This is a genomic window from Rugosimonospora africana (genome assembly GCF_016862975.1).
Taxonomy (GTDB): domain Bacteria; phylum Actinomycetota; class Actinomycetes; order Mycobacteriales; family Micromonosporaceae; genus Rugosimonospora; species Rugosimonospora africana.
In genome coordinates this window covers 57,875-76,276 of record NZ_BONZ01000089.1, presented here as the reverse complement: position 1 = coordinate 76,276, position 18,402 = coordinate 57,875, and the positions used below count along the sequence as shown (strand labels likewise).

At 71.0% G+C, this 18,402-nt stretch carries 11 protein-coding genes; 4 read left to right on the top strand and 7 right to left on the bottom strand.

The annotated features are described in order from the left end of the window. Positions 1-112: 112 nt before the first annotated feature. The 3 genes from Raf01_RS41295 to Raf01_RS41285 form a co-directional block, all read right to left on the bottom strand. Complete coding sequence (locus Raf01_RS41295; protein ID WP_203923587.1) at positions 113-2,785, bottom strand: M14 family zinc carboxypeptidase; 2,673 nt, start codon at positions 2,783-2,785, stop codon at positions 113-115. Between the two features lie 414 nt (positions 2,786-3,199). Next, entirely contained in the window at positions 3,200-7,090 is a 3,891-nt protein-coding gene (locus Raf01_RS41290; protein ID WP_203923586.1) for a S8 family serine peptidase, read from the bottom strand. A gap of 168 nt (positions 7,091-7,258) precedes the next feature. Beyond that, positions 7,259-8,785: a DHA2 family efflux MFS transporter permease subunit gene (locus Raf01_RS41285; RefSeq protein WP_203923591.1), complete on the bottom strand. Its 1,527-nt coding sequence runs from the start codon at positions 8,783-8,785 to the stop codon at positions 7,259-7,261. 279 nt (positions 8,786-9,064) lie between these two features. Between Raf01_RS41285 and Raf01_RS50720 the strand changes: the two genes are divergently transcribed. Further along, on the top strand, positions 9,065-9,187 hold the full coding sequence (locus Raf01_RS50720) for a hypothetical protein (RefSeq protein WP_275413164.1): 123 nt from the start codon (positions 9,065-9,067) through the stop codon (positions 9,185-9,187). A 189-nt stretch (positions 9,188-9,376) separates the two neighbouring features. Beyond that, the gene (locus Raf01_RS41280) at positions 9,377-10,012 is read left to right on the top strand and encodes an FHA domain-containing protein (RefSeq protein ID WP_203923585.1); all 636 of its coding nucleotides are present in this window, start codon (positions 9,377-9,379) and stop codon (positions 10,010-10,012) included. Positions 10,013-10,090: 78 nt separating this feature from the next. Here the strand turns inward: Raf01_RS41280 and Raf01_RS41275 are convergent, their stop codons facing one another. Continuing rightward, a complete protein-coding gene (locus Raf01_RS41275; protein WP_239134360.1) occupies positions 10,091-10,573 on the bottom strand; it encodes a winged helix-turn-helix domain-containing protein in 483 nt (160 codons plus the stop codon). 426 nt (positions 10,574-10,999) lie between these two features. On the opposite strand from Raf01_RS41275, the gene Raf01_RS41270 reads away from it, so the two are divergent. Next, entirely contained in the window at positions 11,000-11,833 is an 834-nt protein-coding gene (locus tag Raf01_RS41270; protein ID WP_203923583.1) for an SDR family NAD(P)-dependent oxidoreductase, read from the top strand. A gap of 141 nt (positions 11,834-11,974) precedes the next feature. On the opposite strand, the gene Raf01_RS41265 is transcribed toward Raf01_RS41270, so the two are convergent. Together Raf01_RS41265 and Raf01_RS41260 are read right to left on the bottom strand one after the other, a co-directional pair. Beyond that, the gene (locus Raf01_RS41265; protein ID WP_203923582.1) at positions 11,975-13,468 is read right to left on the bottom strand and encodes a purple acid phosphatase family protein; all 1,494 of its coding nucleotides are present in this window, start codon (positions 13,466-13,468) and stop codon (positions 11,975-11,977) included. Between the two features lie 125 nt (positions 13,469-13,593). Then, entirely contained in the window at positions 13,594-14,457 is an 864-nt protein-coding gene (locus Raf01_RS41260; RefSeq protein ID WP_203923581.1) for a LysR substrate-binding domain-containing protein, read from the bottom strand. 419 nt (positions 14,458-14,876) lie between these two features. Here Raf01_RS41260 and Raf01_RS41255 point away from each other — a divergent pair, with 419 nt between their 5' ends. Further along, the gene (locus tag Raf01_RS41255) at positions 14,877-16,154 is read left to right on the top strand and encodes an MFS transporter (protein ID WP_203923580.1); all 1,278 of its coding nucleotides are present in this window, start codon (positions 14,877-14,879) and stop codon (positions 16,152-16,154) included. A gap of 170 nt (positions 16,155-16,324) precedes the next feature. Here the strand turns inward: Raf01_RS41255 and Raf01_RS41250 are convergent, their stop codons facing one another. Next, positions 16,325-18,283 (bottom strand): FtsK/SpoIIIE domain-containing protein, encoded by a 1,959-nt coding sequence (locus tag Raf01_RS41250; RefSeq protein ID WP_203923579.1) that lies wholly within the window; start codon positions 18,281-18,283, stop codon positions 16,325-16,327. Positions 18,284-18,402 lie beyond the last annotated feature (119 nt).

Sequence of the window (18,402 nt, the reverse complement as noted above, 5' to 3'; positions counted from 1 at the left end):
GGGCTCGCTTCGCCGGAATTCTCGGGGCTGTCCGGTCCGGTCATCTCGTGCACTCCACGTTCGTGCCAGGCGGGGCGGGATCGGCGACGATCCCGCCCCACGGTCCGGAGGTCTACTGGCCGAGCCGCTGGAACGCCTCGGGGGTGAGCTTCGTCGACGGGCCGTAGTACATGGCGTTGAACACCATCTTCTCCTCGCCCCGGTTCCAGGTGCGGAACCCGATCTCGCTGCCGAACGTCACGACGTAGCCCTTGCCGACGGTCCAGGACAGGCCGTTGACGGCGCCGTTGAGGTACTGGCCGCCGATCAGCCAACCGCTCTGGAGCTGGTCGCCGCTGTCCGGGTACTTGGCGACCACGTGCACCGGGTACGCCGTCGTGTCGGTGAGCTTGTACGCGCGGTCCTCGTTGAACCACACCGGATTGTGGGCGTCCATGCCCCAGGCGACCGGGTCGTCGGTGTCGATTTCCTGGCTCAGTAGGGAACCCGGGCAGTAGAACTGCGTCGAGTCGCTGGGCAGGATGGAGGTGATGGGCAGGTTGAACAGTTGCTGTGCGGTGCTGCTGGCGCTGCCGTACGCGACCAGGGTCCCGCCGCCGGTCACGTAGTCGTGCAGCTTCGTCCAGCCGTCGTTGCCCACCCCGAACGCCCAGCTCCAGTCCGGCGGGTAGTTGTTCGGGTTGAGCCCGTTGACGATGGAGTTCTTGCTCACTCCCTGCGGCATGACGATGGCGTCGAACTTGCCGGCCAGGTTGCCGTAGTCCTGCGCCTTCACGATGGCGTAGTCCACGCCGTACTGGTCGAACATCCACATCAGCCAGCCCGACGGCAGGTTGTTCGGCGGCTTGAGCAGGCCGATTTTGGTGCGGGGCTTGAGCTGGACACCGGCCACGCCCGGCACGGCGGCCAGCGCGGCGACCGGGATGCCGGTGTTCTTCGACTGGTTCTGCAGCACCTGCCGGGCGGCGTCGGTCGGCGGGACGAGGAACGTACCCACCGGGAACGTGCGGCCGCCGTCGGTGAACGAGGCCCCGGCCCGGAACGTGGGAATGTTCTGCTTCTGCAGCTTGGCGACGATCTGGAAGACGCCGTAGGACTCGGGACCGAACGCGTACGCGCCGCCGGACGGCGGTGCCGCCGGCATGGTGACCGCCGGCGGTTTGACCGCGGTCAGCAACTTGGTGCTCGCCGAGAACGAGCTGCCGATCGCGTCGGCCTGGAAACCCAGCAGCATCGGCAGGGTCTGTGCGGTCACGTCGTACGGGGTCTGCGGCGGGCCACCCGGGTACTCCAGCAGCAGCGGGTAGTCCTGCACCTCGAGCAGGGTCTTGGCGAAGCCGGCGTACGGCTGGTTGAGGTAGATGACGTACGACCCGGCCGGGTACTGCTTCCCGCCGGCGGCGAACGCCGCCTGCGCCTGCCGGATCTCGACCGCGCCGGTGTGGAAGATGTCGAGCGCGTCGCGCACCGCCTGCGGATCGCGCTGCCCGGCCGGGATGACGTACGCGTACGGGCTGGTGCGGTTCACCGCCTTGGCGCTGAGCCGGTAGAAGTTGTAGAGCCAGTTGTAGGTGTCGTAGGCGACCGCCTCGATGCCGGAGTAGAACGCCTGCGACACGTAGTCGACGATCTGCCGCAGCGTCCAGGTCTTCTGGTCGTACGGCTCGATGAAGTTGATGTCGGTCGTCTGCTGGCCGATCGGGGTGTCGCTCACCAGCGGGTACGCGAGGTTGCTGCAACTGGCCGCCTCGGTGAGGATGCGCACCGCCCCGTGGTAGACGCAGTACTGCCGGGACGGGGTCCAGTAGTCGTACTCGGCGCCCCAGCCGACGCCCTTCATCCCGGCGGCGGTCATGCCCCGCTGCATCGCCAGGCCGAGGGTGTCGGTCTGCTGCACGGTGATCGGGTCGATGTTGATGTCGTACGGCGACAGGTACGGCGGTGTGAACATCCGCGGCGCGCCGGAACCGGCCTGGTGCGAGTCCTGGAAGATCTGCGGGTGGTACTTGTTCTGGATCGACACGTTCAGGTGGCTCTCGACCTGGGTGAGCATGAACCAGTCACGGTTGTCGTCGTGCCCGCAGTACTTGTGGTACAGGTCCGGGTAGGTGCGCGAGTAGTTGGTGCCGGCGGTGGAGACGAAGTAGTCGTTGACCAGCACAAGCCCGTCCGGGTTCTGGCACGGCACCAGCAGGATGACGAGATTGTCCAGGATGCCGTCGATGTAGTCCGACTGCTCGGTGGCCAGCCGGTAGACCCATTCCACGGTCGCCTGCGAGTTGCCGACCTCGGTGGAGTGGATGCCCGCCTGCACGTAGTAGAAGGGCTTGCTGGTGCGGGCGATCTCCTGGGCGTCCGTCGGCGACAGTCCGCGCGGATCGGCCAGCTTGCTGTTCGCCGCGATGAGGTTGTCGAGGTTGGCCAGGTTCTTCGGCGAGCTGATGGTCAGCATCACGTACGGGTTTCCGAGCGTGGTCTTGCCGACCTCTTCGTAGATGAACCGGTTGCTCTTCGACGCGACCAGTTGGTAGTAGGGCACCATCTTGCCCCACGTCGCGAGGTTGCCGTCGGAGCCGATCCGGAATCCGAAATACTGCTCCGGGGTGGGGATCGAACCGGCCTTGGCGGCGGGCTGCGCCGGGAGGTCGGGCTTGGCCGCGTGCGCCGGTGCCGCGGCGGCGAGGCCAGGATGGATGACGGTGGTGGCGGCCGCCGCGGCACCGGCCGCGGCGGTGGTCCGAAGTAGCGTTCGACGGGACAGACCTGAACTCTCGCTGGTGGTCATCTGCCGACATCGCCTCCCACGTCCGTCTGACGACGGCCGTTGTCTGCCGCGGACCCGGGCAGATCTCCGCTGTCCGCGGGTGTCGTCGCGTGCTGAGTGGGCCGTGCGGGCGGCGCGACCGCGCGCCCTTGCGGTACCTCAGAACACCCCTCTCCAGCAATACGATCAGTCGACGACGCTCGATGCAACACTCTACTTTAGATTTAATGTTAAAAGACTGTTGCCGTTCGGATCCCTGGTCAGCGGGCCGGTGCGTCGTGTAGAAACGAGAGTTGCCGATATAACGATGGCTGCGGGGAGGCTTTCGCGGGAGTCGCCGGCCGATCCGGTGGGGTCCGATCCGGCGGGGTCCGTGACGGCGGGGTCCGTGACGGTCCCGTGGCTGGCGCCGCGCCAACCACGGGACCCCGCCGGTTACTTCACGCCGAACGCGTGGATGACGGTCTGGTCGACCGAGTTGCCCACCGAGTCGTGGGCGGTGGCACGGATCGACACGAACCGCGATCCGTTCGGTACGTGCAGGTGCGCGGTCCACGTACCGTTTTTGTTTCCACTCAGTGACACGTTCTGCCAGTGCGCGCCGTCGTCGTACGACACGCTCAGCCCGACGGCACCGACCGTGCCGGTGCCGGTGGCGCCGGGCAGGTGCACCGCGGACAGGGTGAGTGCCGGGTTGCGGTGCGCGGTCCCGTCCGTACCGACCTCGACGCCGTACTCCAGTTGCAGCAACGGAAGGACCGCCGTGGTGCCGGCCGCGGGCGCCTGGGAGCGGAAGGTCCACTCGGTCCGGGTCGACGCCGACAGCGGGCCGGCCGCCGGATCCTGTGCGGTCTGGACGTCGACCCGGTACGGCAGCCGCCCGCTGCCCGGCGCGCTCACCGTGGTGAACGTGCCGTTGCCTTGGCCGAGCAGGGTCGCGCCCTGGTAGACGGCGGTCGTCTGGGTGGCGAAGTCCAACGCCTCACCGACGTGGTCGCCGCCGCCCCAGCCCGGAATGTCGACGCTGATCGCATCGCCGGTCCGGGTGGGCGCCTTGTAGTTGTTGTTCAGGTGCGGGCGCTCGATCGGCGTGAAGAACTGTTCGCTGGTGACTGAGCCGGGCCGGTAGGTCTGCCGGTTGTCGATTTCGTACACGGTGGCGGCGTTGTACGCCTCCTGGCCCCACTGGTACCCGCTGCCGACTGACACCCAGTCGGTACGCTGCGCGGCCAGCGGCCGGTTGCTCAGCCCGCCGATGCCCCAGTCGGAGTACGACGGCCAGTCGAACCGGAACTCACCACCGGGCGCGGCCGGATCGGGCTCGTCGAAGCCGACCCGGATCGTCGCCAGGTTGCCGGAGTTCTCCTGCTGCACGAGGTTCTTCGGGATGCGGTTGTGGTCGGTCTCCATCAGGTCGTAGACGAAGTCGCTGACCGGCTGTGAGGAGACGGTCAACGTGACTGGGCCGCGCTGGAGCTGCGAGATGAGCTTCGCGCCCTCGTCCTCGCTGATCAGCGCGACCTCGATCGGGGTCGGCCGGGTGGGGTCGCGGGTGTACCGGCGCTGCTGGCGGTACACCTGGTCGTTGACCACCAGCAGCAGCTTGACGCCGGCCGCGGCGGCGGCGTCGGCCTGGGTCGCGTCGGGCACGTCCGCGTTGTGCCGCACCACCGCGACCTTGCCGCGGGCGTCGATGCCCGCGTAGTCGCTCGCCGCACCGTTGCCGGCGTACACGCTCGGGAGCTTCCAGAGCCCCTGTGGCAGCTGAGTGGTTCCGAGCTGGCGTACCAGGTCGTCGAAGTCGGTGCCGCCGCCGGCCACGTCGAGTACCGGCTGCTCCTTGCGCCACCGGGCGGCGAAGAAGAAGTCGCCGTGCCGGGTGGTCGTGCTGGTCGGCTGTGCCCAGAAGCTGTCGTAGTACACGCCGCCCTCGAGGTACGAGCGCCAGGAGACGCCGGGCAGCGAGCGGAAGTACTCCAGCCGGGTGTACGTGTCGGAGCTGGCCCGCGGGGTGACGGCCTGGACCCGGGTGACGGTGGACGCGTCGAGTGTCACCTGGGTGTCCTGGGTGAGGTCGATGTCCGGGTTGCCGAGAAGCGCGAGCCCCAGCGAGTCCGGGCCGTGGCTGCCCGGCACGTCCGCGAACATCATCGCCGAGTACACCGTCTGCGGGAGGAACAGGTCCGTGCGGCCGGTCTCGTCGACGTAGATGAACTGCGGGTTGTCCGGTGAGCCCTGCTGCAGCAGCTCCACGGTGCCCGACATCGGATTGCCCGCATGGTCCTTCAGCACCAGGCTCAGCGTGTGGTACGGCACCACCGTGCCCACCGCGACCGCGGTGCGCGCCAGGACCCGGCCGCCGTCCCCGGTCGCCACGATCCGGCCGGTGGCGTTCGTGCCGCTGGCAAGCTTCGCCGGGTCCACGGCCAGCGTGACGGTCGCGGTGCCACCAGCCGGGACGGTCACGCTGGCCGGCAGCGTGAACAGTCCGGCGGGGGCGGGTCCCGGATCGACCGCGAGGTTCAGCGTGACCGGCTGGGCGCCGGTGTTCGTGTACGTCACCGGTTTCGTGAGCGTGCCGGTCGCCGGCTTCTGAGCGGGGACGCCGAACGAGACGGTACCGGTGCCGAACACGCTCGCGTCCACCGCGGCGGCGGCGTCGACCCGGCCGTCGCCGGCCTGGTACGGGTCGTACCCCGGCGTCGGCGCGGACGTGCTGACCAGCGCGTCCTTGAGCTGCTGACCGGTCCACCCCGGATGTTTCGCGAGTAGCAGCGCGGCCGTGCCGGCGACGTGCGGCGTCGCCATCGACGTACCGCTCATCGTGGTGTAGTAGCCCTCGCCCTCGGACGAGTACTGCGACCGGGCGGCGAGCACGTCCACGCCCGGCGCCGTCAACTCCGGCTTGATGGCCTGGTCGGACAGCCGCGGTCCCTGGCTGGAGAAGCCGGCCAGCTGGTCGTTGCCGTCCACAGCGCCGACAGTCAGGGCGGCGTCGGCCGCGCCGGGCGCGCTGACGGTCGACGGTGCGCCCGAGTTGCCGGCCGCGACGACGAACAGCGCACCGGTCTGCGCGCTGAGCGTGTCGACCGCCTCGCTCACCGGGTCGGTGCCGTCGGTCGGGTCCAGCGAACCGAGGCTCATGCTGATGATCTTCGCGTGCTCGTCGACGGCGGCCCACTCCATGCCGGCGAGGATCCACGAGTCCTGGCCGCTGCCGTCGTCGCCGAGTACCTTGCCGATGTCGAGCCGGGCGCCCGGCGCGACGCCGCGCTCGGTGCCGCCCGACGCCGCGCCGGTGCCCGCGATGGTGGAGGCGACGTGGGTACCGTGGCCGGCCCGGTCCACGATGTCCGAGCCCGGTACGAACACGGACTCGTCCGCGATCTGCCCGGCGAGGTCGGGATGGCCCGCGTCGATGCCGGTGTCCAGGACGGCGACCGTCACGCCCTGCCCGGTGTCGCCGCCGGCCCAGACCCGGGGCGCGCCGATCTGCGCCGTGGTGTCGGCGAGGTCGGCCCTGACCCGGCCGTCCAGCCAGATCTTCGCGATGCCGGCGCCGAGGGCCGGACCGCCGTTGGCGGCCGGGGCGACAGCGGCCGTCGCGCCGTTCCCGCTCGCCGCGCCGGATGCCGTCGCCCCGGATGCCGTCGCGCTGGATGACGTCGCGCTGGATGACGTCGCGCTGGATGACGTCGCGCTGGATGACGTCGCCCCGGATGCCGTGGCGCCGGACGTCGTCGCGCTGGCCGCGGTCACCGCGGTCCAGAACTCGCCCGCCTTGTGCCGGTCCTCGGCCAGCGCGGCACCGTGCACCGTGCCCAGCGTGCGGACCCGTGCCGATCCGGCCGGCGCGGCCGGAGTCGCGCGCAGGCTCTGCGCGCCCGTGCTCCGGTAGCTGACGATCAGCGGCAGCGTGCCGGTGTGCGCGTCGTCGTACCCGTCCGAGACCAAGAGGCTCACGTCGAACAGGTCGCGGTCGAGCGAGCCGCCGGCGACGTACGGCAGCGCGGACCGCGGGTACACGTACAGGTCGCCGCCGGACTCGATGACGTGGACGGCGGCCGGGGTGCCGTCGGCGGCGCGTACCTCGACGGTGCCACCGGTGCCGGTCTGCCGGGTGGTGACGACGTCGCCGGTGATGAGGGTGACGGTGTGGGTTCCGGGCGGTGCCGCGGTCGTGGCGGCGGTCGTGACTGCGGTCGTCGCGGAGGCCGCGGGTGCGGGGTCGGCCGGCGCCGGGCTCGCGTGGGCGGGCGCCGTGGCGACCGTCGCGAGGAGGGCGGCGCTCACGGTGGTGAGCGCGACCCTGCGGGATCTGGACATGGGTGCCGTGTCCTCGTGGGCTCGTGGGCTTGCCTGACGACGTCAGGAGCGAGGATCGTAACCCGAGATGATCATTCTCTGATAGACGCGCGTGATGCTGCCTTCATCGCCGCGCGACCACCGTGACCCCCGCCGGCGGCACCCTGCGCCGGCGGGGGAGGGGTCGGTTCAGTGGATGGACACCGGTACGGCGACATCCTCCGGCTGCTGCTCGGCCTTCTCGATCCTGCGACGGGGAAGGAACAGGGCCGGGACGATGCAGAGCGCGATGAGGATCAACGCGATCAGGTACGTGTGCCCGAACGCCCCGGCGAGCGCGGACCTCCCCTGGGCGAGCAGGCTCGGTGCGACCTGCTTCACCGGTACCAGGCCCTGGGTGACCGCGCTGTATACCGTCGCGGCCGGGCTGTGCTGCACCTGGTTGGTCAGGATGACCGACATGACCGCGGTGCCGATCGAGCCGGCCGTCTGCTGGACGATGTTCATCATCGTCGAGCCTCGGGCGATCTGGTGATCGACCAGGCTGGCCAGGGCAGCCGACATGATCGGCATCATCGTCATGCCCATTCCCATGCCGAGCACGAACAGCGAGCCGAGCAGCAGCACGTACGACGAATCCGCGGTGACCTGCGTGAACGCGCCCATGCCGGCGGCGATCAGGACGATGCCGCCGAGTACCAGCTTGCCGGGGCCGATCTTGTCGGTGAGGCGGCCGGCCACCGGCATGGTGAGCATGGCGCCCAGGCCCTGCGGTGCGAGCAGCAGGCCGGCGTTCAGCGTGCTCTGCCCGCGCACCTGCAGGAAGTAGCTCGGGAACAGCAGCATGCTGCCCATGAACGCGACGGAGAACAGGGTCATCGTGATGACCGCGACGGCCAGGTTGCGGTTCGCGAACAGGCCCAGGTCGAGCAGCGGGTGGTCCTTGCGCAGGGCGTGCGCGACGAAACCGACGACCAGCGCCAGCCCGATGAGTGCCGGAATGAGCACCTTGGCGGCGGCGACCGTGCCGGCGCCCGGGATCGAGGACACGCCGTAGAGGAACAGGGCCAGGCCGGGGGACAGCAGCAGCATGCCGAGGAAGTCGAAGGACTCAGACGGGCGCGGCTGGTCCTTCGGCAGGATCCGCAGCGACGCGAGGAACGCCACGGCACCGATCGGTACGTTGATCAGGAAGATCCAGTGCCAGCTCGCGGTCTCGATGAGCCAGCCGCCGAGGATCGGGCCGCCGATCGGGCCGAGCAGCATCGGTACGCCGAGCACGGCCATCACCCGGCCGATGCGGTCGGGGCCGGCGGCCCGCGTCATGATCGTCATGCCGAGCGGCATCAGCATGCCGCCGCCGAGGCCCTGCAGGGTCCGGAACGCGATCAGCGGACCGATGTCCCAGGCGGCGCTGCACAGCGCGGAACCGGCCACGAACAGCGCGATCGACGTCAGGTACAGGCGCTTGGTGCCGAACCGGTCGGCGGCCCACCCGGTCACCGGAATGACCGTGGCCAGCGCCAGCGTGTACGCGGTCATCGTCCACGCGACGGTGGCGTAGCTCGCGTGGAACTCCCGCTGGAACGTGGGCAGCGCGACGCTGACCACGGTGACGTCGAGGATCGCCATGATGGCGCCGAGCACCACGACTCCGGCTACCTTGAGGACGCCGCGGTCCAGTTTGTCGGCCGTGGCGTCCGGCGTGGTGGTCATCGTCATGCGGATTGCTCCTCCGTACGGTGAAACGTCGCCGTGGGGTCGGCCGGACACCTCGTCGTGACGGCCGCGGGCATCCTATGCTGCCCATACCGGCCTCCATCACGCGACCGGTTTCGCTGCACGCGTATGACCGTAGCCGGTGACCGGGCGGACAAAGCCGCTCATGTCACGCGCCCGCGAGGTCAAATACCGGACCGTCGTAGTGATGCGTACGCGGATCGGCTGATGCACCTACGTCTGGTTGGCGGGCGGGAGATGGGGTAGGAGGCGATGGTGCGCATCGGCAACGTCGAGATCCGCCCGCTCGGGGGAGCGCCGGGCTGCCTGGTGATGATTCTCATCTCTCTCCTGCTGTCGGCCATCCTGACGCTCGGTCTCAACCTCCTGTTCCGCTGACGGCGCGGTTCCGCTGACGGCGCGTCGGCGTCAGGGAAGCATCAGGATCTCGTGCGGACGCGTGGTTTTTGCGTCAACGGAGCCGGCGACCGTTTCGGCGCGGCGGCACAATCGGTAGTTGTGACACTTGATAGTGAGTCGTTCGTACGAGGTGGGGATGGCGTCGCTCGTCGGGTACCCGGGCGGCGCGTGCCGGTCCCGGGCCGGGTGTTCACGACCTGGGCGCCCTCTGTGCCGGCGCACCCGAGGCCGGGCCAGCTGACCGTGGAGCGCGCCGTCCTGCTGTGCCCGGTGTGCGCCGAGCCACGCTCCGGACGGCGATGCCCACGCTGCGGCCACGACCTGTTGCCCCGCCAGCGGACCGGACCGTCCAGCCCCGGCGACGACGCGGGCGGCGTGCCCCTGCGCGCCGGATGGGTCGCCATCGCGCAGGCCGATCCGGACTACTACGAGAAGGCCACCACCACCGGCGACCTGGAGGCACCCCGGGTGCCGTTCCCCCGGGCCTGGCCGGCGCGGTACTTCGCCCTGAACGGCGAGCGCGCCTGGATCGGCCGGCGCGGCAGGAGCCGTACGCACCGGCCCGAGATCGACCTCGGCGGGTGGCCGGCGGATCCCGGGGTGGCCCGGCTGCACGCTCTGCTGCTGGCCGTTCCGACCGGCGGATGGGTGCTGATGGATCCGGGCTCGGCCAGCGGTACCACCGTCAACGACGATCCGACTCCGGTACCGGTGGACGCGCTGGTGCCGCTGGCCGCCGGGGACCGGATCCACCTCGGCGCGTGGACGACGATCGTCCTGCAGCGCTCCGGCGCCGACTGGTGACAGCCAACGGCTCCGGCCGGCGTCGGCTCATCGCGACGCCCGGCCGGAGCCGTAGCGACCTGGTGTGACGTGCCGCCGTCAGCCGGCGTCGATGCTCAGCCGGTCAGCGCCGTCCAGCCGGTAGCCGAGGCCGCGGACCGTGGTGATGAGCGGACCCCGGCCGTGCAGCTTGCGGCGCAGGCGCAGGACGTGGACGTCGACCGTGCGTTCCCCGCAGGTGGCTTCGTGCTGCCAGACCAGATCCAGCAACTGGGCCCGGGAGAAGACCTGACGCGGGTTCTCGGCGAGGAACAGCAGGAGGTCGTACTCGCGCCGGGTCAGCGTCATGGCCACCCCGTCGACCGACGCCGTGCGCCGGTCCGGGCATAGCACGAGTTCCGCCGCGGGCCGGGATGCGGCGGCCGGCGCGGGTACGGCCACGAGCGCGGGTGCGCCGATCCGCTGGGGTACGGCAAGCGCGCCGGTGTCGCCGTCGGCGATGGACGACAGCCACTCGGCAAGTGCGCGAGCGGTCTTCCTGGACTCCGGCCCGCCGTGGATCGCGATCGAGATCTCGACCACCGTCGTACCGTCCCCGGCTGCCCGCCTGCCGCCACCGACCGGACGCACGCGACGGGCACGGCGGGGCGGCAGAATAGTTGCCGGCAAGGACATTGAGGACTCCCCCTGATAGCAGCTGCGTGTGGACGCACGGTCAACAAACGGTTTCCAGTGAAGCCACCTCCCGGTGGTCGAGGCAAGGCCCACCGCGTCAAATCCGCGTAGATTTCTCCGCTGTGGCCGCGTTTTCCGCGCACCGCCCGGTGGATTCCCCTGATGTCAAAGGAATTCCGGGTTCGTCGTCGAGAATTCGTCAAGAATCGCACAGCATCTGGACGCGGATCCCGCCGCCGGACTTTAATCGTCAGCGAGGCCAGGAGTGTCCGGCTCCGCGGCGCGGCCGCCGAGATCCGGCCTGGCCGGCACCCCTGACGCTTGGAAAGAACCATGTCTGGCTCTGTGTCTCCCACCATCCTCGTCACCGGAGCGACGAGCGGCATCGGGTACGCGACCGCCCGGGACCTCCTCGACTTCGGCGCCACGGTCATCATTCACGGCCCGAACCACCAGTTGGTCAGCCGCGCCGCCGACCAACTGGTCGCCGGGGGCGCCGACGGGGATCGTGTCTACGCCGTCGCGGCCGACTTCGGCCGCCTCGCCGACGTGGCCGCGATGGCCCGGGAGGTGTCCGGCAGGTTCGACCGCCTCGATGTCCTGGTCAACAACGCGGGAGTCGCGGGGCCGAAGCGCCGTACCGTCACGCCGGACGGCTACGAGCTGACGTTCCAGGTCAACTACCTCGCCCCGTACCTGCTGACCCGCCTGCTCACGCCGCGGCTGCGCGCAGCCCGGGGGCGGATGGTCGCGGTCTCCTCCGGCCTGCACCGCACCGGCAGCATCGACTGGTCGGACCCGCAGCGCCGGAGGTTCTACGCGCCGCTGGCCGCGTACGCGCAGTCGAAGCTGACGCTGACCATGTTCGCCCGGGCGATGGCGTGGAACCAGGTCGACGTGACCGCGGTGAGCGTGCACCCGGGCATCGTCAAGACCGGCCTGCTGTCCATCTACAACCAGGTCGGCGGCCCGGTCGACGAGGCCGCCGCGGTGCTGGCACGGCTCTGCTGGCCCGAGGTCGAGGTGCTCAACGGCGCGTACTACGAGGGGTTGTCGCCGGCCACGCCGGCACCCCTGGTGGACACCGACAGCGCGGTCGAGCAGCTGTGGAAGCTCACCTATCAGATGCTCGGCCAGCACCGCTTCGTGCCGGCCCGGGCGGCGTGAGGAGCCCCGCCCCGGCCTCATGAGCCTCGGTCTGATGAGCCTCGGCCTGACGAGCGCCGGCCTGACCAGCGCCGGCCTGACCAGCGCCGGCCCGGGCGGCCCGACGGTCAGCCGCCCGGGTGTCGCGGCGCGTTCGCGGCCTCAGCCCCGGTGGCCGGGCGGCCGGCGCAGGCCGGAGAGGTCCACCGCGGCGACGCTGTTGCGGTCGGCGACCGTGTTGCCGAAGGCGAACTGCGGCCAGTAACCCAGGATCTCCTGGCGGCTGCGCTCGCTCCACTGCCGGGCGAGGTCGCCGCGCGACTTGTAGAAGTTCAGCGCGTAGCCGCCGGTGTACAGCCGCAGGATCGAAAACCCACCCGGGTACTCCTTGGCCGCCGCCACCTCCTGGTGCGTGACCCGGGGCGCGGACGGGCTGACCGTACGGTGGTTGCGGTGGGTGTGACCGGCGTGGTGCAGGAAGACGCCGGGAGTCTTGGCGTACCAGTCGAGGACCGTCGCCGCCTGGGTGGCGTCCAGTGCGTTGCTCGGGCTGCCGGGGAACGCCGAGTCCTGCACGACCAGCGGGTGGTGCCCGAACACCAGCGTCGGCTGGTCCCGGTGCCTGTTCAGGTCGGCCCGGAACCAGTCGAGCTGAGCCGGCGACATGCCGCCCGCGTCGCCGCCGCCGCCCGCCTTGTCGTACGTGTCCAGTCCGATGACGTGCAGGCCGGACAGGTCGCGGGAGAAGTAGGTCGGCTGGTCGCCGGGGAAGTACACGTCGTGGAAACAGTCGTTGCCCTGCCACTGGCCGACCCGGCAGGCGGCGTACGCGTCGCCGGTGTGCGCCCGGTCGTGGTTCCCGCGCGTGACGAAGTAGTCCTCGCGGTACCGGCCGAACCGGGACAGCAGCTGCCCCGCCCGGCTCAGGTCCGTGGGTACCGCCTCGGCGGAGATGTCGCCCGCGGCCAGCAGGTAGGACGGCGTGAACCGGGCGACGTCCTGCACCAGCGACTCGAGCATGACCTCCGGATACGGCGGCAGGCCGGGTTCCTGGCTGATGCCGATGTACTGCGGCTGGCCGCCGACCAACCCAGCCTGGGTCTCGCCCAGGTGCAGGTCGTTGCACAGCACGACGGAGAACAGGTACTTGCCCCGGGGCGGCTGCGGCGTGGTGAAGGAGTACGGGCCGCCGGTGCCGAACCCGTACGTGGACGTGCCGACGGCGTTCCCCGCGATCAGCGTGAACGGTGTCGGCGCGGCGGCCTGTCCATTGGACCTGGCCTGGTAGTAATAGGTCTGACCGGGCTCAAGGCCAGTCAGTTCGACGTAGTGGTACGGGGTGTGCCCGGAGAGCCCGTGAGCGACCCGGTTCAGCCGGGACGGGTGCGTGCCGTAGGCGACCTCACCGTCGGCCGGAACCGGAACCATCCTTCCGAGGCCGTCATCCGTGCCGGCCCGGCCGGTGTACCAGGTGATCACCGCGTGGTCCTCGGCGAGCGTGACCAGTTCGAGGTTCACCGGCCTCACGTCGGCGGCGCTACCCCGGCCGGTCGAGGCGGAGGCGGCGGTGGGGTCGGCCAGGGCCAGGGGAGCGGCAGCGGCGGCGTACGCCGTCCAGCGCAACAAGTCGCGGCGGGTGAAATCACAACCAGGCATGGCGGTGAACCTAGAGAGCCGCATTGAACGAGCTCCCGGAATGAGTATGCGGGCACGTGTCGGCCCGGGAAACGGCGCGCGGACGCCCGCGCCTACCCCGCGCGGGACGCGGCGGACGACGTGGCTCAGCGCCCGACCCGCCGGGTCGGGTTGCCGCTGGCCAGGATCGCCGCGGTGAGCGCGTCGACCGCGCCGGTCGCCGCCCGCGGGTTCGTCAGCAGAACCAGGTCGATCTCGCCCAGCTCCGGCAGTCCCGAGGTGGGCGGCAGCTCGACCAGGTCCTCGGGGACGAGGCTGCGGGCGAAGATGGCGATGCCCAGCCCGGCCCTGACGGCGGCGAGCACGCCGTTGACGCCCCGGACGGTGCAGGTGACGCGGTAGGCGATGCCGGCTTCCTCCAGCGCCTGCACGCCGGTGGACCGGCTGAGGCTCGGCGCCTGGTAGACGATCAGCGGCACCGGGCGGTCGAACTGCACCCGGGTGCCCTCGACCCCGGCCCACACCAGCCGGTCGCGCCGCACCAGCCTGCCGTGCCGCTCGCCGGTGTTGTATTTGACGAACGCGACGTCGAGATGTCCCGACTCGACGCGGCGGGAGAGGGTGACGCTCTGCGAGACGGTCAGCTCCAGGGCGATGCGCGGATACAACTGCTGGAAGTCACGCAGGATCTTCGGTACCGAGGTGAGTGCCAGGTCGTCGGTCACGCCGAAGCGCAGCCGGCCGGTGAGTCCGGAGCCGGTGAAGTATCCGACCGCCGGCTCGTACGCGGCGAGGATCGACCGCGCGAAGCCGGCCATCATCTCGCCGTCGGCGGTCAGCGTGACGGTGCGCGTGTCGCGGATGAACAGCGGCCGGCCCACGGCCTGTTCCAGCTTGCGGATGTGTTGGCTGACGGTCGGTTGCCGGATGCCCAGCGACGCGGCGGCCTGGGTGAAACTCAGCGACTGGGCCACCGCGAGGAACGTGCGCAACTGCTCGGGGTCGTACACCGTGCGTCCCTTCTATTGCGATCCGCTATCACACTAATATGATCAATTCGCTTTGGGTATGACGTGCGATCGATCAGGATAGGAGCCGCACACGCGACCGGTCCAGGTCGTGGCGCGGCGTCAGACGCGCCGAGCCGGACTGGTTGAAATCCACTAGGTTTGGATGCCTGTTGAGCACCGCGCCGGCCACCGCCGAAGCAATCCCGTCCGCCGAGCCAGCCGCCGACCCACAGAGAACCGCAGCGTCGATCCGCACGGCGTCGATCCGCACAGTGTCGATTCCCGCGACGTCGATCCCCGCTCAACCCACGCCGGTCCTGCCAACCACATCGATTCCACCGGCCCCGATCCCACCCACTCTCGATCCGCGAGCCCCGCGAACCGCTGCCGCGCCGGTACCCGCGCCGGATTCCGTGCCAGTGACAGCGCCGACGGGCCGTACCGCCGGCATGTTCGCGTCGCTACGGGTGCGCAACTACCGGCTGTTCGCCTCGGGCACCCTCATCGCCAACACCGGCGGTTGGGTGCAACGCATCGCCCAGGACTGGCTGGTGCTGACCATCACCGGCAGCGCGGCCGCGGTCGGTGTCACCACCGCCCTGCAGTTCCTGCCGACGATGCTGTTCGGCATGGTCGGCGGCCTGGTCTCCGACCGCTTTCCCAAGCACCGCATCCTGCTGGTGACACAGACCGGGATGGCGTCGATGGCCGCCGTGCTGGCCTGCCTGACCCTGACCCACCAGGTACGGGCGTGGCACGTGTTCGTCGTCGCGTTCTGCCTCGGCATGTTCACCGCGGTCGACAATCCCGCGCGCCAGTCGTTCGTCAACGAGTTGGTGGGCCCGGCGCAACTACGCAACGCGATCAGCCTCAACTCGTCGATCTTCCAGGTCGCGGGCCTGATCGGCCCCGCGGTCAGCGGCGTGCTCATCCGGCTGGTCGGACCGGGGTACGCGTTCGCGGTCAACGCGACCACCTATCTCGCGCCGATCACCGCACTCCTGCTGCTGCGCACCGCCGACCTGGTGCGGCCGCCCCGGGCCGGGCTGCCCCAGCGACGGTTGAGCGATGGCCTGCGATACCTGACCAGCCGGCCGCACATGCTGTGGCCGACCGTCCTGGTCGGCGTGTTCGGCCTGTTCACCATCAACCTGCCGGTCACCCTGGCGGCATACGCCAGGTCCGTGTTCCACTCCGGCTCCAGCGGTTACAGCCTGCTCAGCACGGTCGCCGCGGTCGGCTCGCTCAGCGGTGCGCTGATGTCGGCGCGCCGGGCCCGGACCAGACTGCGGGGCCTGGTCGCCATCGGCCTCACGCTGGCGGCGCTGGACCTGATCGCGGCCAGCGCTCCGAACGAGTGGAGTTACTGCCTGGTCCTGGCCGGGGTCGGCGCGGCGACGTTGCTGTTGCTGACGTCGGCCAACTCGATGGTCCAGATCGCGGCGCACGACACGGTACGCGGTCGGGTGATGGGCGTGTACCTGCTGGTGTTCTTCGGCAGTGGAGCGCTCGGCGGCCCGCTGGTCGGCGCGATCGACCAGTACCTGGGGCCACGGGCCGGGATGCTGCTGGCCGGCACGGTGCCGGCGCTGGCCACGGTACTGGTCGCGACGAAGCTGGCGAGGCAGCGGCGGCTGCGGGTACGGCTGAACCCGCGCGGACCGCTCCGCCAACTGGTGGCCGTCGTACCGAGGTGACCACCACCACGCGGCGGGGAGCCGGTCACCGCGACCGGCTCCCCGCCGTTGCCTGTTGCAGCGTTGCCTGTTGCAGCGTTGCCTGTTGCAGCGTTGCCTGTCGCGCGCGAATGGGAGAGGGTTTGCGTCCCGCGGTTATCACGCAATCGAGCCAGAGTGATTACGGTTCGCTATGCCCGCCCGGCCATCGCCGAGACCAGTTCGTCCAGTCCACGTCGGGCGTCCCGCGCGCCGGCGCCACCGTCGACCCGCGGCAGGGCGATCTGCGCGTACAGCGGGCCGGCGATCAGGCAGCGGCCCGGGGTGTCCATCGGCAGGAGCGCCGAGGCGCGCGCGTCGACGGTGGAGTCTCCGGGATCGTGCAGGGTCAGCTCGATCGGGCCGCCGGCCACGGCGCGCAGCCCCTCGGGTAGCTCGCCCGGCCGCCCGGCGGCCAGCACCAGGTGAACCCCGTGCTCCCGGCCGCGCGCCCCGATCCGGTACACGATGTCGAGAAGGTCCGGGAAATCGGCGGCGAACGCGGCGAAGTCGTCGATGACGAGTACGACGTCGGTGGCGGGCAGGTCCGCCAACGCGCCCTCGCGGCGCAGGCGCCGCAGCGCCGCGACGGAGTCGATCCCCCGGTCGGCGAAGAGCTTCTCCCGGTCGGCGAGCGTCGCGCCGACCCAGCCGGCGACCTCACGCACCCGGTCCTGCTGGTGCCGCCCGGCGACGCCCGCTACGTGCGGCAGCCCGGCCAGCGGTGCGAGCGCCCCGTCGGACCCGTCGACGCAGGCGAACCGGACGTCGCGCGGAGCGTGGGTGAGCGCGGTCGCGGCGACGAGCGTGCACAGCAGGGTGGACTTGCCGGCCTCCCGCGCACCCAGCACGCACAGGTGCCCGGTGGAGGCCGGCCCGCCGGACAGGTCGAGCACGAACGGGTCCTGCCGCGGTAGCGTCGGCCGGTCGACTATCCCCACCGGGATGCGCAGGGGACCGGCGTGGCCGCTCGGCGGTACCACCACCAGGCCGCGCCCCGCCAGAGCCATCGCCGGCCCGGTGACCGCGTCGAGCGGCAGCGCGGCGGGCAGCGGCGGCAGCCAGAGTTGCGGTGCCGGGCCGGCGTGCTGCCGCAGCCTGCGGACCACGACGTCCAGCGTGGTGGGCGCCGGGTCGCTTTCCCGCGCCGGGTCGCTGTCCCGCGCCGCGTCGCTGTGCCGCGTTGGGTCGCTGTCCCGCGCCGGCTCGGCGGCGGAAGGCCGGTACGGCCCGGAGACTGGTACGGCCCGGAACCGGTCGAGCCGGCCCGCGCCGGAGCGCAGCAGACCCGAGCCGGGCAGGTCGGGCAGCGCGGCGGCGTCCGGTACGCCGAGGAGCGCCTGGCTCTCGTACGGGTCGAAGGTGCGCAGCCCCAGCCGGTACCGCAGCGTGGGCCCCAGGTGGCGGAGCTGACCCTCGTTCGCGCGGTGCGCGGCGAGCAGCAGGTGGATGCCGAGCCGGCCGCCGGCGCGACCGATGTCGGTGCACAGGTCGAGCAGGGCTGGCCAGGCGACGGCCAGCTCGTCGAACTCGTCGATGGCCACCAGCAGCCGGGGCAGCGCGGCCAGCGGCTGCCCGGCCGCGCTCCGGCGGTCGTACTCGGTGATGTCCGCCAGGTCCCCGGCCTCGCGCAGCGCCCGGTCGCGCCGGCCGGCCTCGGCCCGCAGCACCGCGCACAGCCGGTCGATCTGGTCCGGGTTTTCGCTGAGGCGCTCCACCCGCCCGGCCAGGTGCGGCAGCCGGTCCAGCGCGCCGAAGGTGCCGCTGCCGGTGTTGTCGACCAGAAAGAATGTCAACCGGTCGGGCGCGTGGGTCATGGCGAGGGTGAGGACCAGCGTGCGCAGCAGTTCGGACTTGCCCGACCCGCTCGCGCCGGCGCACAGCCCGTGCGGTCCCATGCCGCCGTCCGCCGCGTCCGCGATGTCCAGAACCACCGGGCGCCCGTGCGGATCGAACCCGAACGGCGCGGTGAGGAACCCGAACCGGCGCGGGCCCGTCCACAGCGTCCGCACGTCGTAGGCCGCCGGGTCGGCGATCCGCAGCAGGCCGCCCAGGTCGGCGCTCGCCCCGGCCGCCGGTGCCGGGTCGTGCCGCGGTGCCTCTGTCGCCATGTGAGCGCTGCTCCCTCCCGGAAGGCGTGTCCCCGAAGGAGGCGTCGCCTCCCGATCACGTCATCCCCGGTCGCAGGCCATCGTACTGACCACGGCCGGCGCGGGCGCCGCTGGTGCGC

Excerpts from the sequence above, each read along its gene's own strand:
- Raf01_RS41270 (WP_203923583.1), top strand. The coding sequence starts at position 11,000 with ATGTCTGGCTCTGTGTCTCCCACCATCCTCGTCACCGGAGCGACGAGC.
- Raf01_RS41285 (WP_203923591.1), bottom strand. The coding sequence starts at position 8,785 with ATGACCACCACGCCGGACGCCACGGCCGACAAACTGGACCGCGGCGTC.
- Raf01_RS41295 (WP_203923587.1), bottom strand. The coding sequence starts at position 2,785 with ATGACCACCAGCGAGAGTTCAGGTCTGTCCCGTCGAACGCTACTTCGG.
- Raf01_RS41265 (WP_203923582.1), bottom strand. The coding sequence starts at position 13,468 with ATGCCTGGTTGTGATTTCACCCGCCGCGACTTGTTGCGCTGGACGGCG.
- Raf01_RS41290 (WP_203923586.1), bottom strand. The coding sequence starts at position 7,090 with ATGTCCAGATCCCGCAGGGTCGCGCTCACCACCGTGAGCGCCGCCCTC.
- Raf01_RS41250 (WP_203923579.1), bottom strand. The coding sequence starts at position 18,283 with ATGGCGACAGAGGCACCGCGGCACGACCCGGCACCGGCGGCCGGGGCG.